Origin of the sequence: Parvibaculum sp., assembly GCF_030651915.1 — a bacterium.
GTDB lineage: Bacteria > Pseudomonadota > Alphaproteobacteria > Parvibaculales > Parvibaculaceae > Parvibaculum.
Map to the genome: position 1 here is coordinate 116717 of NZ_JAUSBV010000002.1, position 25890 is coordinate 142606.

The following is a 25890-nucleotide window of genomic DNA, read 5'->3' on the forward strand; positions in this document are numbered from 1 at the left end:
CGGTGTCTCCTCATGAATCGAGATTGAACACGCGCACGGGGCGAAGCGCGCCTTTCTCGTATTCGGTGAGGGCCACCGGGTCTCCCCGATGGGTCGCCAAAACCGATCCGGAAAGGATGGGTGCGTCGCGTCCGCGCAACAAAACCCCCTGACCCTGTTTCAAGCGGGCCGCATCCTCGCCGCTCACGGCCAGTGCCGGGATGTCGTCCAGCGCGGTCTCGAGCGGCAGCAAATGGGCCCCAAGGTCGGGAGCGGGCGCAATATGACCCAAGGCGCAGAGTTTATCCAGTGGAATTGCCGCCGCCTCGCCGAAAGGCCCATGGCGGGTCCGGCGAAGCGCCGAAACATGGCCGACGGTGCCCATCGCACGGGCCAGGTCGCGGGCCAGAGAACGGACGTAAGTCCCTTTGCTGCAAAGGATTTCCAGCTCGGCATGGTCGCGATCCGGGCACCCCAAAAGGCGGATTTCATGGATCGTGACCGGACGGGGCTTCATTTCGACCACCTCACCGGCCCGGGCGCGCGCATAGGCCCGCTCGCCATCGATCTTGATGGCCGAAAAGGCCGGGGGCACCTGCTCGATCGGGCCCGAAAAAGCCGCCAGCCCGGCCTTGATCGCGGCCGCGGTGGGCCTGACAGGGCTCCATTCGACGATCTCGCCTTCGGCATCGTCGGTTGAGGTCGCCGCACCGAAGCAAATGGTGAAGCGGTAGCCCTTGGCCGCGTCGATGATGAAGGGAACGGTTTTCGTCGCCTCGCCCAGCGCCACGGGCAGAATGCCGGTCGCCAGCGGATCCAGCGTGCCGGCATGGCCGGCCTTGCGGGCGTTGAAGAGGCGGCGGACGCGATTGACGACGTCGGAGGAGGTCGGGCCCGACGGCTTGTCGACGATCACCCAGCCTGACACCGCTTCGCCTGTTTTGCGGCGGGCCATGGGGCTCAGTCCTTTTCTTCGTCCCCGGCGGCATCGTGCGAAAGATCGCGCGCCACGTCGTCCGTTTTGTCGCGCGCGAGATCGCGCGCGACGGGGGGTGAATGCAGCAGGCGGTCGATCTCGCTCGCCTTGTCGTAGGAGGTGTCGGGTTCGAAGGTGAGATCGGGCATGAATTTGAACGTGACCTCACGCGAAAGCTGGCCGCGCAGATAGGCGCGCACCCGCGTCAGCGCGGCGGCAAGCGCGACACCGTCGCCTGTGCCGAGCGGCGCGACGAAGCAGGTCGCGTGACGCAAATCCGGGCTCATGCGCACCTCGGTGATCGAGAAGCTGCGCTCGATCAGCTCGGGATCGCGGATGGTGCCGCGCGCCACAATGTCGGCAAGCGCGCGCCGCACCAGTTCACCGGCGCGAAGCTGGCGCTGGCTTGGGCCCTTCGATGCGTGCGTGTGTTTTTTGGCCATGACGGCGTCTTTCAATCGCCCTGGCATCGGCCGGGGCCGGGTGGCGGCCTCGCGATCAGGCGAGGCTGCGCTTCACCACCTCGACATCAAAACACTCGATGATGTCGCCCTTGCGCATGTCCTGGTAATTCTCGAAGGCCATGCCGCATTCCTGACCGGACTGCACTTCCTTCACTTCGTCCTTGAAACGCTTCAAGGTCGAGAGTTTGCCTTCATGCACGACAACGTCGTCGCGAATGAGGCGCACACTGGAGCCGCGGCGGACCACACCTTCGGTGACACGGCAGCCTGAAACCTTGCCAACCTTGGAGATGTTGAACACTTCCAGGATTTCGGCGTTGCCGAGGAAGGTCTCGCGCAGCTCCGGCGAGAGCATGCCGGAAAGCGCCGCCTTGATGTCGTCGACGAGATCGTAGATGACCGAATAATAGCGAATCTCGACGCCGGCCTGATGTGCCGATTCGCGTGCCTGCGTGTTGGCGCGAACGTTGAAGCCGATGACCGGCGCACCCGACGCGGTTGCCAGCGTGATGTCGCTTTCGGTCACGCCGCCAACACCGACATGAATGACGCGGGCCGTGACCTCGTCGGTGCCGAGCTTCTCGAGCGCCTGAACGATGGCTTCGGCCGATCCCTGCACGTCCGCCTTGACGACGATGGGCAGCTCTTTCTTGTCCTGCTCTTTCAGCTGCGACAGCATCTGATCGAGCGACGTGCGGCCGCCGCCCACGCGCTTGTCGCGCTGGACGCGCCGGCGATATTCGGTGACTTCGCGGGCGCGCGCTTCGCTTTCGACGACGCTCATCACGTCGCCGGCCTCCGGCGCGCCGCCAAGACCCAGAACCTCGACGGGTTCCGACGGTCCGGCGCTTGCGACGTTTTCACTGCGGTCGTTGATCAACGCACGCACACGGCCCCATTCGGCGCCGGCCACAATGATATCGCCGACCCGCAAGGTGCCGCGCTGGACCAGCACGGTGCCGACGGGTCCGCGACCGCGATCGAGTTTTGCCTCAACGATGATGCCTTCGGCCGGGCGATCCGGATTGGCGCGAATGTCGAGCAATTCGGCTTGCAGAAGGATCGTTTCTTCCAGCTTGTCGAGACCCATGCCTGTCTTCGCCGAGATCGGAACGGCCAGCACGTCGCCGCCGAAATCCTCGACCACGACTTCGTGCTGCAGGAGTTCGTTCTTCACGCGGGTCGGATCGGCTTCCGGTTTGTCCATCTTGTTGATGGCGACGATCATCGGAACACCGGCGGCCTTGGCATGATTGATGGCTTCGATCGTCTGCGGCATGACGCCGTCATCGGCCGCGACGACCAACACAACGATGTCGGTGACTTTCGCACCGCGGGCGCGCATCGAGGTAAAGGCCGCATGGCCTGGCGTGTCGAGAAAGGTGATGCGCTCACCGGAGCTCAGGTTCACCTGATAGGCGCCGATATGCTGCGTGATGCCACCGGCCTCACCGGCCGCGACGTCGGTCTTGCGCAGCGCGTCGAGGAGCGACGTCTTGCCGTGGTCAACATGACCCATGACGGTGACGACGGGGGCACGGGGCAGTTTCGACTCCGTCGAGTCGTCCTCGCCGACCAGGCCTTCCTCGACATCCGATTCCGCAACGCGCCTCACCGCATGGCCGAGCTCTTCGGCAACAAGCTGGGCCGTGTCGCTGTCGATCACGTCGGTGATCTTCAGCATGATGCCCTGCTTCATCAGAATCTTCATCACATCGACCGCGCGTTCCGCCATGCGGTTCGCCAGTTCCTGGATGGTGATGACCTCGGGAATGATCACGTCACGGATGATTTTCTGCGGGGCTTCCTGAATGCCCATATGCTTCTTGCGCTCGCGCTCGACGCGGCGGCGCATCGAAGCGAGCGAGCGCTGGCGCTCGCCCTCATCGTCGAAAGCCTTGGTGATGGTGAGCTTGCCGCGGCGGCGCTCCTCGGTGCGGCGCGCAACCGGGGGCTTGGCGGGCGTGTGGCCGGCGCCGCGCTTCGGCTTGTCGTCGTCCTCGGCCTCGTCGCTTTTCAAATCTTTCGCGGTCGCGCGTCCGACCGGAAGATCGGTATCGAGGCGGCGTTTGGCCTCGTCGGCGGCGCGCGCACGCGTTGCCTGTTCGGCAGCAAGGCGCGTGGCTTCCTCGGCGGCCCGTGCCGCTGCTTCCGTCCGTTCGCGGTCGCGGCGCGAATCTTCGTCGGCAAAACGGCGTGCCTCTTCTTCAGCACGACGCCGATCTTCGCCCTCGCGTTCGCGGGCGCTGTCGAGCGCCAATGCGCGGGCCTGCTTTTCCTCTTCGGTAAGTGTCCGCAAAACCACACCCGAACGGGCGCGGCTGGCGGGCCTTTCCTTGACCGCCGGCGCTGCCGCTGCGGGTGCGGGTGCGGCGGCTTTCGCCGGTTTCGCCGCCTTGACCTCGATTTCAGCCGGCACCGGCACTTCCGCGACCTTGCTGGCCGGGGCTGCCGCTTTTTTCGGCGCCGCCGGCTCTTCGGCAGCGGCCGCGCCGGTTTTCAACGTGCGGCTCTTCTTTTTCTCGACGACCACCGTCTTGGTGCGGCCATGCGAGAAGTTCTGGCGCACATGGCCAGACTCGACCGTCCGCTTCAGGCTCAGCGTCTTGCCGCCTGCTTTCGGTTTGCGTTCGCTCGTATCGGCCTGATCGGTCATTCCGGTCCTTCGGTTACCCACTCACCCGGCGCGCCTTGAGGGCCCGCGCGGGCGTTTTCCGGGCGGTCCTTCCGCCCATAGCGCTCCAGCCTGACAAGATCCGCCAAGACTTTCGCCTGCATGCCTCCCTGGATCAGGGCAGCATGTATCACATTTCCGCGCCCCAATGCCAAACCCATTTCGTCCGCCCAAAGGGGGCTCAAAACGGGGACATCGGCCAGAATCTCCTGCTCTTTCGCCACCCGCAGGCGCTGTTCGAGCTTACGCCGGCCGTCCTCGGCGCCATCGCGGGCCTCGATCAGGCAGGCGATCCGGCCCTTCCCGATAGCCGTCATCACCTTTTCGAAACCGGCCACCAGCGCGCCTGCCTTGCGCGCCAGACCCAGCGCATCGGCGGCGCGGCGCGCCAGCAGATGTTCGACGAGATCGGCGAGGCCCTCGTCAGCCTTGGCCGGCGCCTTGGCGGCACGAGAAAAATGGCCCTTTGCCACCGCTTTCGCAACGGCCTCGCGGCTCGCCGACACCCAGAGCCCGCGCCCGGGCAGCCGCCCGGCAAGGTCCGGCACCACATGGCCGTCGGGATCGAGGACGAAGCGGATCAATACCGCCTTCGAGCCGCTTTCACCCGTGACGATGCAGCGCCGGGCGCTTTCCTCTTCCTCTTTATGCCTCTTCACCGACCTCGTCCGCTTCCTCGGCCGGTTCCTCGGCGGGTGCGAGATCGGCCTCGGTGACCCAGCCGGCGCGCAACCGCGCCTGCATGATCATCGCGTTCGCTTCCTCAGCCGAGATATCGAAGTCCTCCAGAACGCCCTTCTGGTGCTTGCGCTCGCCGTTCACCGTCTCGTTCCAGCCGATCAGATCGTCGGTTGCACAGCCGGCCAGATCCTCGACCGTCTTGATGTCGTTCTCACCGAGGGCGACCAGCATTTTCGGTGTGACGCCCGGTATTTCACCCATATCGTCGGCGACGCCGAGCGCCTGACGCTTCTCGTCATATTCGGCGTTCTGGCGCTCGATAAACTCGAGGGCGCGGTTCTGGATTTCCTGCGCGGTGTCCTCGTCGAAGCCTTCGATGCCGGCGATTTCGTCGAGATCGACATAGGCGACTTCCTCGACCGAGGCAAAGCCTTCGGAGGCCAGAAGCTGGGCGATCATCTCGTCCACATCCAGCGCTTCGGCGAAGGTCGCACTGCGGCTCTGGAATTCCGCCTGACGGCGTTCGCTCTCTTCGGCCTCGGTCAGGATGTCGATGTCCCAGCCGGTCAGCTGCGAAGCGAGACGCACGTTCTGGCCGCGCCGGCCAATGGCGAGCGACAACTGATCGTCCGGAACCACGACTTCAATGCGCTGCGCGTCTTCGTCGAGCACGACCTTGGCAACCTCGGCGGGCGCCAGACCGTTGACGATGAAGGTGGCCGCATCGGGCGACCATTGAATGATGTCGATCTTCTCGCCCTGCAATTCGTTCACCACCGCCTGAACGCGGCTGCCGCGCATGCCGACGCAGGCGCCGACAGGATCGATGGAACTGTCGTTGGAAAGCACCGCGATCTTGGCGCGGCTGCCTGGATCACGCGCCACCGCCTTGATCTCGATGATGCCGTCGTAGATTTCCGGCACTTCCTGCGCGAAAAGCTTGGCCATGAATTGCGGATGGGAGCGCGAGAGGAAAATCTGCGGTCCGCGCTGTTCGCGACGCACATCGTATATATAGGCGCGCACGCGATCGCCGTTGCGGAACGTCTCGCGCGGCAGGAGCTCATCGCGGCGCACGATGGCTTCGCCGCGTCCGAGATCGACGATGACATTGCCGTATTCGACGCGCTTGACGATGCCGTTGATGATTTCGCCGATGCGGTCACGATATTCGTCGTATTGCCGCTCGCGCTCGGCATCACGCACCTTCTGCACGATGACCTGTTTTGCGGTCTGTGCGGCGATGCGGCCGAAATCGACCGGCGGAAGCTCGTCTTCGATCAGATCGCCGAGCTGGGCGGCGGGATTGCGGCGCTGCGCCGACTTGACGTCGATCTGTATGGCGTCGTTGTCGACCGTATCCACGACCTCAAGCAACCGCACCAGACGAATTTCGCCGGTCTGCGGATTGATGCGGGCGCGGATTTCGTTTTCGGCGCCGTAGCGGGAGCGCGCCGCTTTCTGGATCGCTTCCGCCATCGCCTCGATGACGACCTCCCGGTCGATCGACTTCTCGCGCGCGACCGCGTCTGCGATCTGCAACAGTTCAAGCCGGTTGGCGCTTACTGCGGTTGCCATTCTCTTTATTCTCCGTCGGAGGGGCTGTCGGGAGCGGTTGCCGCCCGGCCCTGTCTTTTGAGACTTTCCCTGATGAGGTCGTCGCTCATCGTGAGCTTCGCCTCGCTTAATTGCCGGAACGGCAGGCCGAGAACCTGTGGCTCCGAAAACCCTTCGATCTCGCATTCGACGAGCACTTCACCGTCCTCGACGCCCTGAAGGAGACCGCGAAACCGCTTGCGGCCGGCGATCGGCTCCGACAGTTCGATCTTGGCCTCGAAGCCTGCCCAGCGTTCAAAGTCCTTGGGCCGGGTCAGCGGACGGTCGATGCCCGGCGACGAAACTTCGAGATGGTATTCGCCGGGGATCGGATCCTCGACATCGAGCAGCGCCGAGATGGTGCGCGAGAGCTCTTCGCAATCGGCAACGCACATCGTGCCGTCGGGGCGTTCGGCCATGATCTGCAGCGTGTGGCCGTCCTGCTGGCCGATCCGCACGCGCACGATTTCGAAGCCGATCCCTTCGGCTGGCCCACGCAGCATCTGGAATATACGGCGCGCAGGCCCCGGCGCGGCGACAAGCGGCGTGTCGAGCACGGTGTCTGCCGTCTCGTTCGCGTCTTTTCTGTCCAAACCGGGCGTCGCCAAGGAATTCTCCAAAATGCGCCCCAAGAAACAAAAAAAGCGGGCCCCCGTTTCCGGAGACAGCCCACTCTTGAGAGCATCGCTGACTAATCGGGCCTATATAGCCCCTTTTCGGGGAGCGGGGCAAGGGCCCCGGCACTAAAGGCGCTCGAAGGCCAGATAGGCCGGCACCCGGCCCTCGCGCCGTGCCTTGGCCTCATAGCGTGTGCCGGGCCAGCCTTCATAAGGTGTCCGCCAGTCCAGGGGTTTTTCCGCTGTCCAGCGGAAGGCCTCACCCTTTTCCCTGTTGAGGCGGCTCACATGGGCAAGCGTCCAGGCGATGTAATCGGGGATGTCGCTGGCGAAACGCAACTCACCACCGGGCTTGAGCGCGCGGGCCAGAAAGCCCAGCGTCTCCTCATTGATGAAGCGGCGCTTGTTGTGACGCTTTTTCGGCCACGGGTCCGGATAGAGAATGAAGATGCGAGAAAGCGAGGCAGGCGCCAGCCGCTCGAGCAAAAAGCGCGCATCGTCGGCCAGTATCCGGACATTGGAGAGGTCGTGCGCGTGGATTTCGGCGATGAGCTTGGCGACACCGTTGATGAAGGGCTCGCAGCCGAGAATGCCCAAGCGTGGATTTGCGGCCGCCTGATGCGCCAGATGTTCGCCGCCGCCGAAGCCGATCTCGAGCCAGACATCATCCACATCGGCGAAAAGCGCGCGCGGTACGATCATGTCCTCTGCAAGCGAAATGGAGACCCTCGGAAAGAGGGTCTCCATCAGATTCGCCTGGTGGGAGCGCAGGCTCTTGCCCTTGGTCCGTCCGTAGACGTGACGGTGCGATTTCTCCGCGGCAGCGCCCAGATGTGAACTTCTCGGGCTCATGCCATTCGCGCTTTATCGTTAGCGGATTTCCGCTTTCAGCTTGTCGGCGAGATCGGTCTTCTCCCAGGAGAAGCCGCCATCTGCATCCGGCGTGCGGCCGAAATGGCCATAGGCGGCGGTGCGTTCGTAGATCGGCCGGTTGAGCTGGAGATGCTCGCGGATGCCACGCGGAGAAAGATCCATGGCCTTCGCGACGGCGCGCTCGACCGCTTCTTCCTCGACCTTGCCGGTGCCATGCAGATCGACATAAATCGAAAGCGGCTTCGAGACGCCAATGGCGTAAGCAAGCTGGATCGTGCAACGGTCGGAAAGGCCCGCCGCCACGACGTTTTTCGCCAGGTAGCGCGCGGCATAGGCGGCCGAGCGGTCGACCTTCGTCGGGTCCTTGCCGGAGAAGGCACCGCCGCCATGGGGGGCGGCGCCGCCATAGGTGTCGACGATGATCTTGCGGCCGGTCAGCCCGGCATCGCCATCGGGACCGCCGATGACGAACTTGCCTGTCGGATTGACGTAGAATTCCTCTTCCGGCGGGAACCAGCCGGCGGGCAGCACTTCCTTGACGATCTCGCGGACGAGTTCACGCAACTTCTCCTGCGTGACGCCTTCCTTGTGCTGTGTGGAAACAACAACCGAGGTGACGCCGACCGGCTTGCCGTTTTCGTATTTCAACGTGACCTGGCTTTTGGCGTCGGGCTCGAATTCAGGGCGCCTGCCGGCATGACGTTCCTCGGCCATGCGCTTCAGGATGCGATGCGAGTAGATGATCGGTGCGGGCATCAACACATCGGTTTCGGTGCAGGCATAGCCGAACATGATGCCCTGGTCGCCGGCGCCTTCGTCCTTGTTGCCGCTGGCATCGACGCCTTGCGCGATGTCGGCCGACTGCGCGTGAAGCAGCACGTCGACGCTGGCGTTCTTCCAATGGAAGCCGGCCTGCTCATAGCCGATTTCGCGGACCGCGCGGCGCGCCGTCTCCTCGATCTGGTCCTTGGTGATCGAAGCCGGCCCGCGCACCTCGCCTGCCAGCACGATCTTGTTGGTCGTGGTCAGCGTCTCGCAAGCCACCCGGGCGAAGGGGTCGCCCGCCAGATAGAGATCAACGACGGCGTCGGAAATCCTGTCGCACACCTTGTCGGGGTGGCCCTCAGAAACGGATTCGCTCGTGAACAGGTAATTCGACCGCGCCAATTTGATCTCCCTCATTGGGTTGAGATGAGTTTTGTCCCGAAAAAAAGGCCGTGGACCCTTTCCGGCGAGACGGTTTTTGCAAGGATCGACGGCGGGGTCAACAGCGCATGGTAAAAAGATATGCACATAAGTGCATATCTGCATAATATTTTCCGTAATATTTGAACATAATGCCTGCGACAGGGTCCGCCGGCCTGGAATACAAGCGCCGGCGGTACGCAGAGCCCGCGCCGCTACCGTTTCAGCGGTGCACGGCCGAATGAAGCGGCGAAGGCCGTGGCGATCATCAGCAAGGCCAGAAAGGCATCACCGAGCCGGGCGTAGAGCGTCGGTTGCAGCGCCGCCGGCAGCGCAGCGTCGATGACGCCCTGCGTGTCGAGGGGCAGGCTTTTCACAATGCGACCATAGGGATCGATCAAGGCCGAAATACCACTATTGGCGGAACGGATGAGCGGCAAACCCTGTTCGACGGCGCGAAACCGCGCCTGCGACAAATGCTGGTGCGGGCCGATGGAACGGCCGAACCATGCGTCGTTGGTGATGTTGACCAACCATTGCGGCCTGGCGCCGGGCGCGATGACGCCGCCGGGGAAAATCGCCTCGTAACAAATCAGTGGGCTGAAAGGCGGCACGCCGGGCAGGGCGAGCGTCACCGGCCCCGGTCCGACATCGAAGCTGCCCTGAAACTGAACCAGTTGGCGCAAACCGATTGCCCCCAGCCAGTGGCGCAGCGGCACATATTCACCGAATGGCACCAAATGATGCTTGTCATATATCGCGGCGATCGCGCCGGCGGAGTCGACGACATAAAGGCTGTTGTAGAAGACGCGCAGGTGATTGGCCGGGCCGTCGGGTGCCGGTTCGCCGCGATTGGAACCGATGATCACGCTGGCGCCTTCCGGCAGAATGCGCCCGATGGCCGAAAGCACATAAGGTTGCTGCGCCAGCAAGACCGGCACTGCGTTTTCGGGCCAGACGACGACCGTGTTGCCATCGAGCCCGCCGGGGCGATCCGGCGTCGGGTCGCGCGACATGCGAAGCAGCTGACCGATGATGGTGACGATGCGGCCTTCATCATCCCAATTGTCCACGAGTGGCGTATTGGGATGGACGATACGGATCGACGTGCCTGTTGCGGCGGGTGGCGCAAGGTCGGCCGCCGAAAGACGCGCCGCGCCGCCGAGCCAGACAAGTGCCAAGCCCGCAAGCGCAATGGCGGGGGCGGCCAGCAATTCGACACCCGGTCCGCGCCGCACGGCATCAACACGGCTGTCGAAAGTCGCCGGCGCCGCCGTAATCAGTAGCGCAATGAAGGAAAGTCCATAGGCGCCGACCATGGCGCCGGCTTGCATCAAGGCGTCGGAGGCCGCAAAGCTCTGGCCGATCAGGTTCCACGGAAACCCGGTCAGCACGTGGCCGCGCAACCATTCGAAGGCTGTCCATGACACAGCGAATACAGCGATACGGCGGTAGCCGCGAAACCAGAAGAGGCGGGCAACAACGGCGGCAGCGGCGGTGAAGAGCGCCAGCCCCGCCGGCAGCAACGTGACCGCCAGCGGCAGAAGGAAGGCAAATTTCTCGGCTTCGATGAGAAATGCGTGACCGATCCAGTAGAGCCCAAAAAAGAAATAGCCAAATCCGAACCACCAGCCGAGCAGACCGGCGCGCCACATGACACGACGCCGGCGCGAACGCGTTGGTTCGCCGACACCATCGAGCAGCCAGACAAGAACCGGCAAGGTCAGGAAGAGGATCGGCAGGAAGTCGTAGGGCGACAGCGCCAGCGTGCTCAGCGCACCGGCGAGGAAGGCGGCGGCGGCGCGGCGCCAGCCGCGAAGCTCGGCAAGCTCGGCGGCGATCCGCTCGATATGGTAGACGGCGGCCGAGAGGCCGTTCTCGAACCGCACGCGCTCAGCTCTCTGCGGGCGTCGAGGGTGCCGCTTCGCTTGCGCGCGCGGCCGATGGCAGAAGATGGACGCGCATGCGCTTGATGCGGCGCGGATCGACTTCCTTCACTTCGAACTCGATCCCGGCCGGATGACGCACCATTTCTCCGCGCAGAGGTATGCGGCCCAGAAGCGAGAACACGAGTCCCCCCAACGTATCGACATCGTCCTCGTCGCCGCTCTCGATCAGCCGCAGGCCGGTCATCTCTTCCAGGTCCTCGATCGGACAGCGCGCATCGGCATCGATGGTGCCGTCCTCGCGGCGCATGAGGGCCGGACCCTCGTCGGTGTCGTGTTCGTCTTCGATCTCACCGACGATCTGTTCCACCAGATCCTCGATCGACACCAGACCGTCGGTGCCGCCATATTCGTCGATCACCAATGCGAGATGAATTCGGGTTGCCTGCATCTTGACCAGCAGATCGAGCGCCGGCATCGATGGCGGCGCGAACAGCACCTCGCGGCGGATCGCCTTGAGTGAGAAGGGTGGACGCTCGTCCGGCTTGCCGTCCAGCGGCGCAAGGCAGCCCATGACGTCCTTTATGTGAACCATGCCGATCGGATCGTCCAGCGTCTCGCGGTAGATCGGCATGCGCGAATGTGCCGATTCACGATAGAGGCGCAGGACTTCTTCCAGAGAAGCACTCTCCTCGATCGCAATCACGTCGGCGCGCGGCACCATGACATCATCGACGCGCAATTGCCCGAAGCTGAGAATATTGACCAGCATGTGGCGTTCTTCGTCGGTCAGGCTGCGTCTTGAGCCGTCGTGTTCCTCGATCACTTCCTCAAGGCTTTCGCGCAGCGTGTTGTCGCCATTGCCGCCGCCAAGTAGCGCGCGCAGCCAACCGAAGCGCGCTCGCGACGATGCGGCAGAGGTGGAAGATGGTCGATCGGTCGTTTCGGTCATTGTCTCTCAGGACTCACGGGGCGCTCGATCCGCATCGTAGGGATCGGCGATACCCAGGTCTTCCAGAATATTGCGCTCAAGCGCTTCCATTTCGTCGGCTTCGGCATCGGCTGCGTGGTCGTATCCGAGAAGATGCAAGACGCCATGAACGGTCAGATGAGACAAGTGATCGACGAAGCTCTTGCCCTGAGCTTCGGCCTCCCGGCCAATTGTCTCGCGCGCCAGGACCACGTCGCCCAGAAGTGCCGCCTCCGCGCCGGGCATTCTGGCCGCCGGAAAGGAAAGAACATTGGTCGGACCGTCCTTGCCGCGCCAGGCCTTGTTGAGACCGGCGATCCGCGCATCGTCGGTCAGCACGACCGAGAGCTCGGCAGGCGCGCCCGCTCCTACCGAACCGTAGACCTGCTCCGCGGCGCGGCGCACCACCTCTTCGGCCGCCATGTCCCAGCCGCCTGCCTCACGCAGGATATCGATTGCAAGGCCGGAAACCCGGTCCTCGCTTTCGGCGACGCGCCCCGATGCACACGACGCTGTCATTTGGCTCCATCTCCGAGCAGTCCCCGATCGCGATTATTGTAGGCCTTGACGACACGCGTCACCAAGGGATGGCGCACGACGTCGGCGTCGGAGAAGCGCACGGTCGCGACGCCCTCGACGCCATCCAGAACTTCCAGCGCATCCTTCAGGCCCGACTTCGCGCCAAGCGGCAGATCGATCTGGCTCGGATCGCCGGTGATCGCCATGCGGCTGTTTTCGCCGAGTCGCGTCAGAAACATCTTCATCTGCACCGGTGTGGTGTTCTGCGCCTCATCGAGAATGACAAAGGCATTGGCAAGCGTGCGGCCGCGCATGAAGGCGAGCGGCGCCACCTCGATCTCGCCCGACTCGATGCCCTTCATCGCCTGCTCGCCCGGCAGCGTGTCGTAGAGCGCGTCATAAAGCGGACGCAGGTAGGGATCGATCTTCTCTTTCAGATCGCCGGGCAGAAATCCCAAACGCTCGCCAGCCTCGACGGCCGGGCGCGATAGAATGATGCGATCGACGCGTTTCTGCAGCAGCATCGAAACGGCGACAGCAACAGCCAGATAGGTCTTGCCGGTGCCGGCCGGGCCGATGCCGAAAACCAACTCGTGGTTCATCAGGGCGTCGATATAGGTGGACTGTGTCTGCGAACGCGGACCGATGACACGGCGTTTGGTTTGAATCCGGGGACCACTCGCGCCGCCCTGCGGCTTCGCCAGATCGGCGTCGGGTGCCGTTGCCATACGGATCGCGCCATCGACCTCGCCGGCATTGACTTCCCCGCCCGACTTCAGATGTGCATAGAGATCCTTCAACACACGGTCGGCCTGGTTGCGCGCATGGGCGTCACCGGTAATGACCAGCTTGTTGCCGCGCGAAGTCGCAAGCACGCCAAGCCCCTGCTCGATCCGCGCCAGATGCCGATCATTGGCGCCGAAAAGTTCGGTCAACAGCCGGTTGTCATCGAAGGCAATCACGAGGCTGTCGGCATTTTCGGCCGTCTTGGTCCCACCCGTTGCGCTCAACTGCACCCTGTCCTTTCACCGTGTACGCTTCGAAATTGCGGCGCCCGTTTCACGCCGTGACCGCTTCGTTCTCGTGGAGACGGCCGCGCAGGCTGTTGCGATAGCCGTCCTCTATTGTGACGTCGACAAGCTTTCCGAAAAGAGCCGCCGGCGCATCCTCGATATGAACCGACTGCAAATAGGGGCTGCGACCGACAAGCTGCTGCTCGCCGCGCCCGCGCCGATCGAGGAGCACCGACATGGTGCGGCCCACGCAGGACGCATTGAAGGCAAGCTGCTGCTCGCCAAGAAGGGCCTGCAGGCGCTGCAGGCGCTCGCTTTTTACTTCTTCGGGAAGTTGATTTTCCGCGCTTGCGGCCGGCGTACCGGGACGGGCGCTGTATTTGAAGCTGTAGGCCTGTGCATAGCCGACGGCGGCGATCAGCGCGAGTGTCGCCTCGAAGTCAGCCTCGGTCTCGCCGGGAAAACCGACGATGAAATCGGAAGAAAGCGCAATGTCGGGTTGGGCTGTGCGAATGCGTTCGATCAGTCGCAGATAGTCTGCGGCCGTATGACGGCGGTTCATCGCCGCCAGTATGCGATCCGAGCCCGATTGCACCGGCAGATGCAGATAGGGCATCAATGCCGGCACCTCGGCATGAGCCAAGATCAACTCGTCATCCATGTCGCGCGGATGGCTGGTCGTGTAGCGCAGCCGCGCCAGCCCGTCGATTTCCGCAAGCGCACGAATGAGGCGGCCCAGCGTCGCCGGACGGCCTTGTGCATCTTCTCCGTGCCAGGCGTTCACATTCTGCCCGAGCAATGTGATTTCGCGCACGCCGGCATCGACCAGCGCCGACGCCTCTTCGACAATGCGGGAGAGAGGGCGAGAAAACTCCGAGCCGCGCGTGTAGGGCACGACGCAAAAAGTGCAGAACTTGTCGCAGCCTTCCTGGATGGTCAGGAAGGCCGTCGCGCCGCGCGCCAGCGTTTTCTTGCGCTCCGGCGCCGGCAGGCTTTCAAACTTGTCGTCGGCCGGGAATTCGGTCTCGACGATCGCCGGCCCCCCATTGGCGAGGCGCGCAACATATTCCGGCAGGCGATGATAGGTCTGCGGTCCGACGATCAGGTCGACCATCGGCGCGCGGCGGCGCATCTCCTCGCCTTCGGCCTGGGCGACACAGCCGGCAACACCGATCAGCAGGCTCTCGCCCTTTTCGGCTTTTTGCTTTTTCAGGGCACGCAGGCGGCCGAGCTCCGAATAAACCTTTTCCGCCGCTCGCTCGCGGATGTGGCAGGTGTTCAGGACGACAATGTCGGCGTCTTCGGGCGTTGCGGCCTCGGTATAACCTTCGGGCGCCATGACATCGACCATGCGCGCCGAGTCGTAGACGTTCATCTGGCAGCCATAGGTCTTGACGAAGATTTTCTTGCGCGGCACGCGGGGTTGCGCTTCGGTCATCGAAGCCGGGCCCGATGCCGTGGGACGGGATGGCACTGTGTCATTGGGCAATATGTGCGCACGTCTCCTTCGGACGCTCTCAATTTCTCTGGTGGTGCGGCGGGTGGCCGGGTTCGGGGCCACCCTATCATGTAATGGGCGGCGGCGGGGAGGGGCATCTAGCCACCCGCTCCCGCCAGGCGGCGAACGGCCCCTTCGGCCGCGGCCAGCGCGGCCGCCCCCGGCGCGGCTTCGATCAAGCGCCCGGTCAGGGCCCGGGACTGGCCTTCGCGGCAGCAATTTTCGCAATAGGCGGCCAGCGCCTTCCGATTGCCGATTTCGCGGATTGTGACCGGTTTGTGATACTCGACCACAACCTCGATGGGCCCGAGCGAAAAGGCCTCCCAGAGATGCGGGAACAGCTCCATATCGCCGTACCAGGCAAAGAATGGCCGGAAATAACGGCCCATCGGCAGTCCGTGCAGGCGCACATAAGAGACTGACATCGGCTGAACGACAAGATCGGCCTCGCGGTCCTCTTCGCCGTTAACGATGGTGAGTTGGGCCACACTCATCAGAGCGCTCTTGAAGGTCAGCACGCGATTGCCGTCCGACGAGGTGCCTTCGGGAAAGAGCACCAGCCGGTCGCCGGCGGCAATGCGGGCGTGAATTTCGTTGCGCGAATGGACGGTGCGGGTGCGCCGCTCGCGCTCGACAAACACGGTCTGCTGCAGCCGGGCCAGCGTGCCGAAAAAAGGCCAGCCGGCGACCTCGCTCTTGGCGACGAAGGAGCAGGGTTCGAGCGACGCGATGATCGGAATGTCGAGCCACGAGGTATGGTTGGCGGCAATCAGGCAAGCACTGCCTGTGTGCGGCTCACCGCGACGCGTCACCCGGATACCGATCAGGCGGCAAAGAAAGCGGTGATAGCGATTGGGCAGCGTGCGTGCGTAGGACAGGCCGAGCGTCAGCCCCAGCCATTGCAGCGGCATGAGCAGGATCGCCGAGGAAATAAAGCCGGCCAGCAAAAGGGCGGCCCGCGCGGTTGCCATATGCGTCTCCACGCCCCCCGTCCGTTCAACGACGGTGAGGCTTCACGCCTTGTTGCCCTTGCCGTCCGGCTTTCGCCCGCGATTGAGCGGTACGCCGTAAAGCTCGAGGCGATGATCGACAAGCTCGAAGCCGAGCTCGCGCGCGATGATCTGTTGCAGCCGTTCGATTTCGTCGTTGTGAAATTCGATGACGGCGCCCGTCTGAAGATCGATCAGATGGTCGTGATGATCGTCCGTGACCTGCTCGTAGCGCGAGCGGCCATCGCGGAAATCGTGGCGCTCGAGAATGCCGGCTTCCTCGAACAGGCGCACGGTGCGGTAGACGGTGGCGATCGAAATCTTGCTGTCGACGTCCGAGGCACGACGATAGACCTCCTCGACATCGGGATGATCGTGCGCCACCGACAACACGCGCGCGATAACGCGTCGCTGATCGGTCATGCGCATACCCTTCTCGACGCAGAGATTCTCGATCCGGTCGGGATCGCTGGGCGTGTCTTCCGGGCGCAAGGCGGCTGTCATGGTCGTCCTGTCGGTCATCATCAGCATCATAGGCCAACAGATACCTCGTTGTCACCAACGCGCGACAGGCACGAAAGGTGCCTCTTCGTCCATATGACCCTTCTTAGATCAAGGATTTACGACGATGCGCCTGCCGCCAGATCGAGCCGAAGGATGTGTGCCGCGACGCGGGCTCCGCCCCGCGCATAATAGGCCGGGCGCGCGCCGACTTCGCGGAAACCGAGACGCGCGTAGAGCCCCCGTGCCTGGGTGTTGTCGGCGGCGACTTCGAGAAACAGCGCCGTCGCGCCACCGGTGAGCGCGGCAGTGGCAGCCGCCTCGATCAGGCGCCCGCCAAGGCCTTGCCGGCGCCAGGACGGATCAACGGCGACTGTCAGGATTTCGGCTTCGCCGGCGGCGACCCGGGCAAGAACAAGGCCGGCAAGCGGCGCTTCCGGCGCCGCGTCGGCGGCGAGTGCAAATGCCCCCGGCATCGCAATGAGCTCTGCCAGTGCCGCCGCATCCCAGGGATCATCGAAACAACGCGCGTGAAGTGCTGCCGCCTGCACCGTCTCGCCGGCAGCAAGTGGCCGAATTGCGGCCGTGCTCATATCGCGACGTCCGGATCGCGGCCACCGGGAAGCTTCGCATCGGGCGCGCGAATGTAGAGGGGCGCCGGCGCAACGCGGAAGGCATCGACGCCCTCGGCGGCGAGACGCTTCAGCGCCATCTGCGCGACCGCATCGGCATGCGGCTGTGCCGGGGCATCGGCAAGGCGCCTTTCGAACCCATGAAGCGCTTCCTCAAGCAGCACCGCGCCGGTGCCGACCAGCAGAAGCCTCCGGTGCGGCAGAAGCGCGCCGACTTCGGCGACGGCGACCAGCGCCGGCTCGGTGAGCGGTGCGCGCTCTGCATCGAAAGCTTGCACGTAAACCTCGCCGCGCTTTGCATCGAAGGCGGCGACGATGACTTCGTCTTCGCGCGCGACCACGCCGGCGGCGATGGCCTCAAGCGTCGTGACGCCAACAAGCGGCAGGCCGCGCGCCAGCGCGAGGCCGCGGGCCGCCGCGAGACCGACGCGAAGTCCGGTAAATGTGCCGGGCCCGATGGTGACGGCGAGCGCGTCGAGATCGTCGAAACCCAAGGCCGCCTCGGCCAGCACCGTTTCGATCATCGGCAGCAGCTCTTCGGCATGGCCGCGCGTCCTGATTTCGAAGGCGGAGGCAAGCGGTCCCTCGCCGTCGTGAACGGCGGCCGAGAGCGCGCCTTGCGCGGTGTCGAATGCGAGGACGATCAAGGCCGCTCCGTGGTCAGATGATCTTGCAGGCATCGTCGAAGGGAAGGCGCGGGCTGCGCGGAAAGAGCGCCGAGGGGTCGCCATGCCCGAGATTGCAGAGGAAGTTCGACTTTACCGTCGTGCCGCCGAAAAAGGCCTCGTCGACCTTCTTCATGTCGTAGCCCGACATCGGCCCGCAATCGAGACCGAGCGCGCGGGCGGCGATCATGAAATAGGCGCCCTGCAGCGAGCCGTTACGGAAGGCCGTCATTTCCGCCCATTCGGCCGACCAGTTGAACCAGGTCTTGGCGTTCGGCTCGTGCGGGAAGAGTTCAGGCAGGCGCTCGTAGAATTCGACATCGTAGCCGATGATGGCGGTGACGGGTGCGGCCATGGTTTTTTTCAGATTGCCTTCGGAAAGCGCCGGCGCCAGTTTTTCCTTCGCTTCCTTCGACTTCACGAAAACAATGCGGGCGGGTGAGCAGTTGGCGCTGGTCGCGCCCCATTTCATCAGCTCGTAGAGTTCTTTCAGAGTCGCATCGGAGACAGGCTCGCTTGTCCAGGCATTGTGCGTTCGCGCCTTGCGGAAGATCGTGTCGAGCGCTTCGTTGTCCAGCGTGGTCATGGCGATGTGTCCTTCCGGAAGGTGCTGAAATGCGTGTGGCCGACACGATAGCGCGTTCACGGGCGTGCACCAGCCCCGAGGCAACAAACTGACCGTGCGTCAGGCGGAATGTCAGACCTGACGAACTTCGACAATCTCGGGGATGTAGTGTTTCAGCATGTTCTCCACGCCACGCTTCAATGTGACGGTGGACGACGGACAACCCGCACAGGCACCCTGCATGTTGAGAAACACGATGCCGTCTTCATAGCCCTGGAAGGTGATGTCGCCGCCATCCTGCGCGACGGCAGGGCGGACACGGGTGTCGAGAATTTCCTTGATCTCGCGCACGATCTCGCTGTTCTCGCCATTGCCCTCGGCATGTGCGCTTTCCTCGGCCGAAGCAAAGAGGATCGGCGCGCCGCCGGTGAAATGTTCCATGATCGCACCGAGAAGGGCCGGCTTCAGATGCTGCCACTCGCCGCCCGACTTGGTGACGGTGATGAAATCCGAACCGAAGAAAACACCGGCCACATTCTCGACCGCGAAGAGGCGCATGGCGAGCGGCGAGCGCTCGGCTGCTTCGCGGGTCGGGAAATCGGCGGCGCGGCCTTCGCCCAGAACCTCGCGGCCGGGCAGGAATTTCAGGGTTGCCGGATTTGGCGTCGCCTCGGTCTGGATAAACATAACAATTGCCTGCTGAGGTCGTGGTTCGGCGGCGCAAGGCCGCATGCTTGCGCTATAGATGGACTGCCGGGCCCCCGGAATCAAGCCAGGGCGCGGATCGCCTCTTCGGTGAGATTGCCGGGAACAACGGTCACAGGGATCGGGAAGGCCTTGTCGCTGGCGCCGGCGACCATCGTTACAAGGGGGCCCGGGCCCTCCTTGTCGGTGCCGGCGGCCAGAACCAGGATCGCGATATCGCGATCTTCCTCGATCAGTTGTTTTACTTCCTCGGTCCGGCGGCCTTCGCGAATGACGAGTTCGGGCACGATGCCCGCATATTCGTTCACATGGGCGGCAAGGCGATGGAGAAGCTCTTCGGCTTCCGCGCGCGCCTCTTCGCGCATGATGTTCTGGACGCCCAGCCATTGCTGGGAGGCTTCGCCCGGTTCGAGAACGGCCAGCAGCGTGACGACGCCGTTGGTATGCGTGGCGCGGAGGCTGGCGAAATGGATCGCGACTTCCGATTCCGGCGTGCCGTCAACGACGACGAGAAACTTGCGCCGCTTGGTGGTGGCCTTGCCGGTCCGGTCAGTCTTCTGAGCGTTCATGGGCGCGATGCTGCCACCGCCGACGGCGCGGAGCAAGCGCCGGAACGAGGCTCCTATTTCAGCAGGATATTGCTGATTTCGCGCAGCTGCGTGCGGGCGCGCAGCAGATAGAAGCCCTGGCTGGCGAGGTGGTTCGGCCGAAACTGGGCGTCGGGCCTTCCGTTCATGATCACCAGCGGATCGAGAAGCGCCGCCTTGCGAAAGGTCGCGATCATCTCGTCCCAGGGCTTCTGCAGATTGCGCTCCTTGATGACCGGCGCGAAATCGCTGCCGAGCGCATTCAGGATCATGTAGTAGCCGTAGAGCTTGCCCTTGGTGGTGTAGAAGACATCGTCGGCACCGGTATCGATCCAGCTGCCGGCATTCTCCGCGATGTGACGATCGATCATCGCCGATGAGGAGCCGAGATCGGCCGCAAAGCGGTCGATGGTTGCCAGCAGATTGTCGGAGCGGATATCGAAATTGGCAGTGCCGCGCGCGAGACGGTTGTTGTAGCTGAGCAGGCGCGCGCGCGCGTCGCGATATTGCGACTCGGAACTGGCGCGCGGCACCAGCGAAACGGTCGGGTTCCAGATCCAGACATTGCCGGGATATTGCAGAAGACCCGCGGCGCGCTGCAGATCGGGATCGGCTTCCGAGGATCCGCGCGAACGGCCGAGCTGATCGGTCAGCTCGAAACCGAAACGCGCCAGCGCCGACATGATGCCCTGCTGATAGTTCGGCATGTTGTCGAGCAAGGTGCCGGGCATGAAGAAGGGATCGTTGGCAACCCAGCTGTGGCGATTGACCTCGCGATCGATCAGGGCCGCGGCCATTGCCACCGCCGCACTGCCTTCCGGCACGAAGTCGGCGGCATCGGGCACGAAATCCGGATCGTCGTCGACCGCATGAACCCAGATCATGCCGATCGGATAATAGAGCAGGATGAAAACCACGAGGACGGTCGCGGTGCGGCGCAGAATGCCGCCCATGCCGGGGCGGTTGAGCGCCGCCGACAGGCCGGCGAAGGAAGGGCGCGCGGCGCCGGTTGAAGCCGCAGGCGGCGTCGTGCCGTCGCCGCGCCGATACATCCAGCGGTGACGCAGCCTGTCCCACATGGCGGAAAGGCGTTCACGGAAGGACATGGGCAAAGCTCCGTCGGGCGCGGGTTGCAGGCGCGTTGTGAGGTCCCATCTAGATGGGGCCGGCGCCCCGCGGGATCAAGTTCGTCCGCGTCTAGATGAAACCGATGATCTCCTTGACGCGGCCCAGGATCGGATCGGCGACCGCATGGGCGCGATCCGCGCCCTGAGCCAGTACGCCGTCAATATACGCGGAATCGGCCATCAGCCGCTTCATTTCGCCGGTGATCGGCGAAAGTTTCTCGACCGCGAGATCGGCCAGTGCCGGCTTGAAGACCGAGAACTGCGCGCCGGCAAAGCGCGCCAGCACATCGGCCTTCGAGAGGCCGGCCAGTGCGGCATAGATGCCGACCAGATTGTCGGCACCCGGACGGCCCGCGAGACCCTCGACCGCCTCGGGCAGCGGATCGGGATCGGTTTGCGCCTTGCGGATTTTCTTGGCGATGTCGTCGGCGCTGTCGCGCATGGTGATGCGCGACAGATCGGAAGGATCCGATTTCGACATTTTCTTGGTGCCGTCGCGCAAGGACATCACGCGCGTCGCGGGGCCCATGATCAGCGGTTCGGGCAGCGGGAAGAAATCCGGCGCGTCGAAGTCGTTGTTGAATTTCTGCGCCGTGTCGCGGGCCAGTTCGAGGTGCTGCTTCTGGTCCTCGCCGACCGGCACATGGGTTGCGCGGTAGGCGAGAATGTCCGCTGCCATCAGCACCGGATAGGCATAGAGGCCCACGCTCGCCTTTTCGCGGTCCTTGCCGGCCTTGTCCTTGAACTGGGTCATGCGGTTGAGCCAGCCGATGCGGGCGACGCAATTCAGGATCCAGGCAAGCTCGGCATGGGCCGAAACCTTCGACTGGTTGAAAATAACGTTCGTGGACGGATCGATACCCGATGCGATGTAGGCCGCGACGACCTCGCGCGTGTTCGAGGCCAGCTCCTTCGGGTCCTGCCAGACCGTGATCGCATGCATGTCAACGACGCAATAGATGCATTCATGCGTCTGCTGCAACGGCACGAAATTGCGGATCGCGCCGAGATAATTGCCGAGATGCAGATTGCCGGTGGGCTGGACGCCTGAAAAGACGCGGTTGCGGGGTTGTTCCATTGTCGAATTCCGAGCACTCATGCGCCCGCGAAACCGGGCGTGCGGGGTTTATGCGGCGGACGGGAAGTGAAGGCAATCCCCCTTCAGATCAGAACGATTCGCAGAAAATACCCCCCTCTGTCACGGAACTGTCACAAAACTGTCATAAATGGCCCGGGCGGCGATTTATCCCCGGTTCCGACCCCGGGGATAAGTGGACTTATCCCCGCTTCGACATGCGCCGGGGGGCGGAAGAAACTTATCCCCGGGTTTCGGACGCCCCGCCGGGCGGCGATTTCATCAGAATTCGATTCGCAACTCCGCTCGCAATCCGTGGTCGCGGGCACCGGAGGCATATTCGCCGGCATAGCCGAAGGTGAGGGTGGTGGTGGCGTCGAGCCTGGCGGCGACAGCGGCGTCCAGCGCCAGCGTGTTTTCGGCGACCGGTGCGCCGCGGACCGCGAAAGTGGTGGCCGGCGCCGAAGCGAAGGCGGCACGCGAGGCGGGATCGACGTCGCCGAAGGCGTGACGCCAGGCGAGCGCGCCAGAGAGCGCGACCTGTCCGGTTTCGCGGCGGGCGCGCAGGCCGAGCGTCGAGACGCCGGTGGTGTTGCCGGTGGCGCCAAAGGTCAGTGCGGCCGTGCCGCCGGTTTCGGTGAAGCCTTCGGTCTCGACATGGACGGCGGCCAGACCGGCAAAGGGGGTCAGCGTCAGGGTGCCCCAATCGAGGTCGTATCCGGCTTCCATGCCCGCCTGGAAAGTGTGGGTGGCGTAGTCGGCCGAAAGATTGTTCGTCAGTCCACCGACGATGACGGTGCGCTCGGCTTCGGTCCTGCCATAGGCGTAGGAGAGGATGCCCTTGAGGGCGACATTGCCGAGCGTCGTGCCCGCGTAGCCGGCGATGTGGAAATTGTCGCTGTCGGCCGACGAGCCGAGCGTCTTCACATCGTAGCCCGCGCGGCTGTAGCCCAGCGCGATGCCGGCGCGCAGGCCATCGGCGATCTCGCGGTCGGCACCGCCGATGAAGCCGTAGCTGTCGCGGCCGATCGCGGCGGTGACGGCATTGCCGTCGGTCTTGCCCCATGAACCGAAAAGCTGACCCCAGACCGCATGTCCCGGCGCCGGCGCATCGCCGGCCGCGGGCGCCTGTTTCGCCGCCGCCGTGCCGAAGCCGCCAAAGCCGCCGCCGAAGATCCGGGCGAGGCGATCGAGAATCTGCTGACGAATCTGCTGCACACCGAGGAACTGCGCCGTCGAGGAACTGGCATGGACCTCGCCCGAGAGCGAATTGAACGCAGAGCGCGCCTGATCCTCGGTCAGACCGAGAAGCGCGTCATAGAGCGGATTGCCGGGGCCGAAGGTCTGGACCGTGCTTGCCACGCCCTGCTGGTTCGGCGTCACAGCGACATCCTGAAAATCCGCCGCGATGTTGAGGGTCAGATAGACATTGTTGGCATCGTAGGAGAGCAGGGAATTCAGAAAGGCGAAATTGTCGGTGACGGTGCCGAAAGTGCCGGTGATGCCGCCATCGGCGGTCAGGATTGTGTAGATCGTACCCGGTGCGTAGGTCGCGCCGTCATCGGTGCCGTTTTCGGGCGTGACATGGACGGAGGCGCCGCCATCGATTGTGGCGGCGCCGGTTGCGTGGAGCCAGTCATTGTTGACGCCGGCCGTGTTGCCGCCGTCGTTGACCTCGACCTCGTAGGTCGAACCGGAGGCAAAATCGAGCGTGCCGGAGACATTCAGTGTACCAATTGAATTTCCGGGTGCAAGGATGGCGCCCGCGCCGAGCGTCGTTGCGGCGAGGGTGCCCGCGCCGCCGAGGCGAGCGTCGGCGACGTTCAGCGTGCCGCCGAGAAGGCCGTTGACGATCAGCGCGCCCGCATCGACGAATGTCGCGCCGGCAAAGGTGGAACTGTCGCCGGTCAGCGTCGTCGCGCCGGCGCCGGCCTGGCGGAAATCGCCGGCGCCGGAAAGGACGCCCGCCCAGGTCAAGGCGTTGGAGCGGTCGATCACCAGCGTGCCGTCATTGGCGATGTCGCCGGAGACGGAACCCGCGGTGCCGCCATTGCCGAGCTGCAATGTGCCGCCCGAAATCGTTGTACCGCCGGTATGGGTGGCGGCGGCGGTCAGGATCGTCTCGCCATTTTCGACCAGCACCTCGCCGGCGCCGGAAATGCCAGCGGCGAAGAGATGGTCGTTGTCCGTGTGATTGAAGACCAGTGTGCCATCTCCGGCACCGAAGACAACGGAAGCGGCAGCGAGCGTGCCAGCGGCCACCGCCGCGTCGCCCGAGGCGGCGCCGATGTTCAGGGTGCCGGTGGAGCCGGCCTGGTCGGCGATCCTTACCGCGCCCGCACCGCCCGCGACCTCAACCGTGCCGCCATCCGATATGTCGAGCGTGCCGGCGCCGGAATTGCCGACATAGAGCTGACCGCTGTTGGTCCATGCGGAACCCGCGCCCGTCACTGTGACTTCACCGGCGCCGGTCGCGTGGCGGCCGACATAGCCCGTGGTGTTCGAGACAGATCCGCCATCGGCGATGTCGAGCGTGGCGCCGCCCCAGACGCCGATATAGAGCTCGCCGGAATTGGTCCAGGCGGAATCCGCGCCATCGACGGTGACCGCGCTGCTGCCCGCCGCGAAATAGCCGACAAGGCCGTCGACATTGGAGACGGCACCGCCGCCCGAAATGGCGAGCGTGGCATCGCCCGAATTGCCGACGGCGAGGTTGCTGCTGAAGTTCCATTCCGAGCCGGTGCCATCGACCGTGACGTCGCCGGAACTGCCCGCCTGATTGGCGATGATGGCGAAAGTGTTGGAAACGACACCGCCAGAGGCGATGTCGAGTATGCCGGCGCCAAGTTCACCGATGGTGAGCTGGCCGCTATTGGTCCATGTCGAGCCGGCGCCGTCGATCGTGGCGGTGCCGCTGCCGGTCGCGGTGGTGCCGATGGCGCCGTTGTGATTGGAGACCGCGCCGCCATTGGTGACGTTGAGCGTGCCGGTGCCGGAGTTGCCGACATAAAGCGTGTTGCCGATGGCCCAGGTGGAACCGGCGCCGTCGACTTCGACGGTGCCGCTGTTGCCCGCCGTTTCACCGGCCGAGCCGATGCTGGAGAGGGCGCCGGCGGCGCCGATCTGCGCGGTGCCGCCATTGTTGACGATGGCGATGTCGCCGGCGCCGGGCACGCCGCCGGCCCAGTTGCCGGCATCGAACCAGTCGCCGGCGCCGCCGCTCCAGAAGGAATCGGCGCGGGCGGTGGCGTGCGAAAGCCCGGCAAGCGCGGTGCCGAGCATCAATGCCGCGATGTGGCGGCGCCTTGTGGCGGCCGTTCTGTTGCGCGCGGTCATCGGAACCCCCTCTTCGCCCGGACATTGAGTCGGGCCGATTGTCCGGGGGCGGAGGCGGGGGAGACAGATGTACAGGTGTACAGGTGCCATTAACCCTGCCGGGGGATAGACTCCGGCAAAAGGCCACCAATTCAGGGGGACGCGGGCGCTTGGCCGAGGAACGCATCATCGTTGCCGACGATCATCCGGTGTTCCGGATGGGGATGCGGCATATCCTGGCGCGCGTTTCGCCCGGCGCGACAATCGAGGAGGCGGGCACGTTCGAGGAGGTGCTGGCGCTTGCCGGAAGCGGCGCGACACCGGCGATGTTCGTGCTCGACCTGGTGTTTCCCGGTTTCGCGGCCGAGACGTCGATCGCCGATTTGCGACGGCGCTTTCCGCGGGCGACGCTGGCCGTCGTGTCGATGGCCGACGATGCCGAGACCATCGACCTGGTGATGGCGGCCGGCGCCGACGGCTTTGTCGGCAAGGCGGTGCCGCCCGAGGAGATCGCCGAGGCGCTGGGCGCGATCCGCGCCGGCGAAATCGTGGTGCGGTCGGCCGCGCCCGATCTGCCCTCGGCGCCGGGACGAGCGGCGCGCGATGACGAGGTGCAGCTTTCGCCGCGCCAGCGCGAAGTGTTGCGGCTTGTCGCCACCGGCATGACCAACAAGGAAATCGGCCGCCAACTCGGCATTTCGCCGGTGACGGCGCGGATGCATGTGTCGGCGCTTTTGCGCACGCTCGGCGTCGGCAGCCGTGCGGCGGCGGCGGCAGCGGCCGACCGGTTGCTCTGAC

General features: G+C 64.4%; 24 protein-coding genes. 1 reads left to right on the top strand and 23 read right to left on the bottom strand.

Features of this window, described 5'->3' with window-relative positions; genetic code table 11:
* Positions 1-10: 10 nt before the first annotated feature.
* The 23 genes from truB to Q7V31_RS01125 all read right to left on the bottom strand — a co-directional run bounded on the left by truB (position 11) and on the right by Q7V31_RS01125 (position 25113).
* Positions 11-934: a tRNA pseudouridine(55) synthase TruB gene (gene truB / locus Q7V31_RS01015; RefSeq protein WP_304731871.1), complete on the bottom strand. Its 924-nt coding sequence runs from the start codon at positions 932-934 to the stop codon at positions 11-13.
* A gap of 5 nt (positions 935-939) precedes the next feature.
* The gene (gene rbfA / locus Q7V31_RS01020) at positions 940-1398 is read right to left on the bottom strand and encodes a 30S ribosome-binding factor RbfA (RefSeq protein ID WP_304731872.1); all 459 of its coding nucleotides are present in this window, start codon (positions 1396-1398) and stop codon (positions 940-942) included.
* Between the two features lie 55 nt (positions 1399-1453).
* Positions 1454-4075 carry a translation initiation factor IF-2 gene (gene infB / locus Q7V31_RS01025; RefSeq protein ID WP_304731873.1) on the bottom strand — a complete coding sequence of 874 codons (2622 nt, stop codon included), beginning with the start codon at positions 4073-4075 and terminating at the stop codon, positions 1454-1456.
* On the bottom strand, positions 4072-4752 hold the full coding sequence (locus Q7V31_RS01030; protein ID WP_304731874.1) for an RNA-binding protein: 681 nt from the start codon (positions 4750-4752) through the stop codon (positions 4072-4074). The genes infB and Q7V31_RS01030 overlap by 4 nt, the downstream gene beginning before the upstream one ends.
* The gene (nusA, locus tag Q7V31_RS01035) at positions 4739-6352 is read right to left on the bottom strand and encodes a transcription termination factor NusA (protein WP_304731875.1); all 1614 of its coding nucleotides are present in this window, start codon (positions 6350-6352) and stop codon (positions 4739-4741) included. The genes Q7V31_RS01030 and nusA overlap by 14 nt, the downstream gene beginning before the upstream one ends.
* Positions 6353-6357: 5 nt before the next feature.
* Positions 6358-6963, bottom strand: a complete 606-nt coding sequence (rimP, locus tag Q7V31_RS01040) for a ribosome maturation factor RimP (RefSeq protein WP_304731877.1) — start codon at positions 6961-6963, stop codon at positions 6358-6360.
* 150 nt (positions 6964-7113) lie between these two features.
* Positions 7114-7839 carry a tRNA (guanosine(46)-N7)-methyltransferase TrmB gene (trmB, locus tag Q7V31_RS01045; RefSeq protein WP_304731878.1) on the bottom strand — a complete coding sequence of 242 codons (726 nt, stop codon included), beginning with the start codon at positions 7837-7839 and terminating at the stop codon, positions 7114-7116.
* An 18-nt stretch (positions 7840-7857) separates the two neighbouring features.
* Positions 7858-9027: a methionine adenosyltransferase gene (metK, locus tag Q7V31_RS01050; RefSeq protein ID WP_304731880.1), complete on the bottom strand. Its 1170-nt coding sequence runs from the start codon at positions 9025-9027 to the stop codon at positions 7858-7860.
* A gap of 233 nt (positions 9028-9260) precedes the next feature.
* Positions 9261-10934, bottom strand: a complete 1674-nt coding sequence (gene lnt / locus Q7V31_RS01055) for an apolipoprotein N-acyltransferase (protein WP_304731881.1) — start codon at positions 10932-10934, stop codon at positions 9261-9263.
* A gap of 4 nt (positions 10935-10938) precedes the next feature.
* Positions 10939-11883, bottom strand: a complete 945-nt coding sequence (locus Q7V31_RS01060; RefSeq protein WP_304731882.1) for a hemolysin family protein — start codon at positions 11881-11883, stop codon at positions 10939-10941.
* A gap of 6 nt (positions 11884-11889) precedes the next feature.
* Positions 11890-12420 (bottom strand): rRNA maturation RNase YbeY, encoded by a 531-nt coding sequence (gene ybeY, locus Q7V31_RS01065; RefSeq protein ID WP_304731884.1) that lies wholly within the window; start codon positions 12418-12420, stop codon positions 11890-11892.
* Positions 12417-13430: a PhoH family protein gene (locus tag Q7V31_RS01070; RefSeq protein WP_304731885.1), complete on the bottom strand. Its 1014-nt coding sequence runs from the start codon at positions 13428-13430 to the stop codon at positions 12417-12419. Before Q7V31_RS01070 ends, ybeY begins: the two co-directional genes overlap by 4 nt.
* A gap of 49 nt (positions 13431-13479) precedes the next feature.
* Complete coding sequence (gene miaB / locus Q7V31_RS01075; RefSeq protein WP_304731886.1) at positions 13480-14871, bottom strand: tRNA (N6-isopentenyl adenosine(37)-C2)-methylthiotransferase MiaB; 1392 nt, start codon at positions 14869-14871, stop codon at positions 13480-13482.
* A 158-nt stretch (positions 14872-15029) separates the two neighbouring features.
* Positions 15030-15902, bottom strand: coding sequence for a 1-acyl-sn-glycerol-3-phosphate acyltransferase (locus Q7V31_RS01080; RefSeq protein WP_304731888.1), 873 nt, complete (start codon positions 15900-15902; stop codon positions 15030-15032).
* Between the two features lie 42 nt (positions 15903-15944).
* Positions 15945-16424, bottom strand: a complete 480-nt coding sequence (locus Q7V31_RS01085) for a Fur family transcriptional regulator (RefSeq protein ID WP_304732495.1) — start codon at positions 16422-16424, stop codon at positions 15945-15947.
* 116 nt (positions 16425-16540) lie between these two features.
* The gene (locus Q7V31_RS01090) at positions 16541-17014 is read right to left on the bottom strand and encodes a GNAT family N-acetyltransferase (RefSeq protein ID WP_304731889.1); all 474 of its coding nucleotides are present in this window, start codon (positions 17012-17014) and stop codon (positions 16541-16543) included.
* Positions 17011-17700, bottom strand: coding sequence for a tRNA (adenosine(37)-N6)-threonylcarbamoyltransferase complex dimerization subunit type 1 TsaB (gene tsaB, locus Q7V31_RS01095; protein ID WP_304731890.1), 690 nt, complete (start codon positions 17698-17700; stop codon positions 17011-17013). The genes Q7V31_RS01090 and tsaB overlap by 4 nt, the downstream gene beginning before the upstream one ends.
* A gap of 13 nt (positions 17701-17713) precedes the next feature.
* Complete coding sequence (locus Q7V31_RS01100; RefSeq protein WP_304731892.1) at positions 17714-18304, bottom strand: malonic semialdehyde reductase; 591 nt, start codon at positions 18302-18304, stop codon at positions 17714-17716.
* 111 nt (positions 18305-18415) lie between these two features.
* On the bottom strand, positions 18416-18970 hold the full coding sequence (locus Q7V31_RS01105) for a NifU family protein (RefSeq protein ID WP_304731894.1): 555 nt from the start codon (positions 18968-18970) through the stop codon (positions 18416-18418).
* A gap of 80 nt (positions 18971-19050) precedes the next feature.
* A complete protein-coding gene (locus tag Q7V31_RS01110) occupies positions 19051-19557 on the bottom strand; it encodes a universal stress protein (protein ID WP_304731895.1) in 507 nt (168 codons plus the stop codon).
* A gap of 53 nt (positions 19558-19610) precedes the next feature.
* Positions 19611-20681, bottom strand: a complete 1071-nt coding sequence (locus tag Q7V31_RS01115; RefSeq protein WP_304731897.1) for a DUF2333 family protein — start codon at positions 20679-20681, stop codon at positions 19611-19613.
* A 91-nt stretch (positions 20682-20772) separates the two neighbouring features.
* Positions 20773-21780 carry a tryptophan--tRNA ligase gene (gene trpS / locus Q7V31_RS01120; protein ID WP_304731898.1) on the bottom strand — a complete coding sequence of 336 codons (1008 nt, stop codon included), beginning with the start codon at positions 21778-21780 and terminating at the stop codon, positions 20773-20775.
* A gap of 279 nt (positions 21781-22059) precedes the next feature.
* Positions 22060-25113 carry an autotransporter domain-containing protein gene (locus tag Q7V31_RS01125; RefSeq protein ID WP_304731899.1) on the bottom strand — a complete coding sequence of 1018 codons (3054 nt, stop codon included), beginning with the start codon at positions 25111-25113 and terminating at the stop codon, positions 22060-22062.
* A 149-nt stretch (positions 25114-25262) separates the two neighbouring features.
* On the opposite strand from Q7V31_RS01125, the gene Q7V31_RS01130 reads away from it, so the two are divergent.
* Positions 25263-25889 (top strand): response regulator transcription factor, encoded by a 627-nt coding sequence (locus tag Q7V31_RS01130; RefSeq protein ID WP_304731901.1) that lies wholly within the window; start codon positions 25263-25265, stop codon positions 25887-25889.
* Position 25890: the final 1 nt, after the last annotated feature.

What these genes read in the sequence shown, in the direction of transcription:
- truB (WP_304731871.1), bottom strand. Translation starts at nt 934, where the DNA reads ATGGCCCGCCGCAAAACAGGCGAAGCGGTGTCAGGCTGGGTGATCGTC.
- rbfA (WP_304731872.1), bottom strand. Translation starts at nt 1,398, where the DNA reads ATGGCCAAAAAACACACGCACGCATCGAAGGGCCCAAGCCAGCGCCAG.
- infB (WP_304731873.1), bottom strand. Translation starts at nt 4,075, where the DNA reads ATGACCGATCAGGCCGATACGAGCGAACGCAAACCGAAAGCAGGCGGC.
- nusA (WP_304731875.1), bottom strand. Translation starts at nt 6,352, where the DNA reads ATGGCAACCGCAGTAAGCGCCAACCGGCTTGAACTGTTGCAGATCGCA.
- trmB (WP_304731878.1), bottom strand. Translation starts at nt 7,839, where the DNA reads ATGAGCCCGAGAAGTTCACATCTGGGCGCTGCCGCGGAGAAATCGCAC.
- Q7V31_RS01060 (WP_304731882.1), bottom strand. Translation starts at nt 11,883, where the DNA reads ATGACCGAAACGACCGATCGACCATCTTCCACCTCTGCCGCATCGTCG.
- ybeY (WP_304731884.1), bottom strand. Translation starts at nt 12,420, where the DNA reads ATGACAGCGTCGTGTGCATCGGGGCGCGTCGCCGAAAGCGAGGACCGG.
- miaB (WP_304731886.1), bottom strand. Translation starts at nt 14,871, where the DNA reads ATGACCGAAGCGCAACCCCGCGTGCCGCGCAAGAAAATCTTCGTCAAG.
- Q7V31_RS01080 (WP_304731888.1), bottom strand. Translation starts at nt 15,902, where the DNA reads ATGGCAACCGCGCGGGCCGCCCTTTTGCTGGCCGGCTTTATTTCCTCG.
- Q7V31_RS01085 (WP_304732495.1), bottom strand. Translation starts at nt 16,424, where the DNA reads ATGACAGCCGCCTTGCGCCCGGAAGACACGCCCAGCGATCCCGACCGG.
- Q7V31_RS01090 (WP_304731889.1), bottom strand. Translation starts at nt 17,014, where the DNA reads ATGAGCACGGCCGCAATTCGGCCACTTGCTGCCGGCGAGACGGTGCAG.
- Q7V31_RS01100 (WP_304731892.1), bottom strand. Translation starts at nt 18,304, where the DNA reads ATGACCACGCTGGACAACGAAGCGCTCGACACGATCTTCCGCAAGGCG.
- Q7V31_RS01105 (WP_304731894.1), bottom strand. Translation starts at nt 18,970, where the DNA reads ATGTTTATCCAGACCGAGGCGACGCCAAATCCGGCAACCCTGAAATTC.
- Q7V31_RS01110 (WP_304731895.1), bottom strand. Translation starts at nt 19,557, where the DNA reads ATGAACGCTCAGAAGACTGACCGGACCGGCAAGGCCACCACCAAGCGG.
- Q7V31_RS01115 (WP_304731897.1), bottom strand. Translation starts at nt 20,681, where the DNA reads ATGTCCTTCCGTGAACGCCTTTCCGCCATGTGGGACAGGCTGCGTCAC.
- trpS (WP_304731898.1), bottom strand. Translation starts at nt 21,780, where the DNA reads ATGGAACAACCCCGCAACCGCGTCTTTTCAGGCGTCCAGCCCACCGGC.
- Q7V31_RS01125 (WP_304731899.1), bottom strand. Translation starts at nt 25,113, where the DNA reads ATGACCGCGCGCAACAGAACGGCCGCCACAAGGCGCCGCCACATCGCG.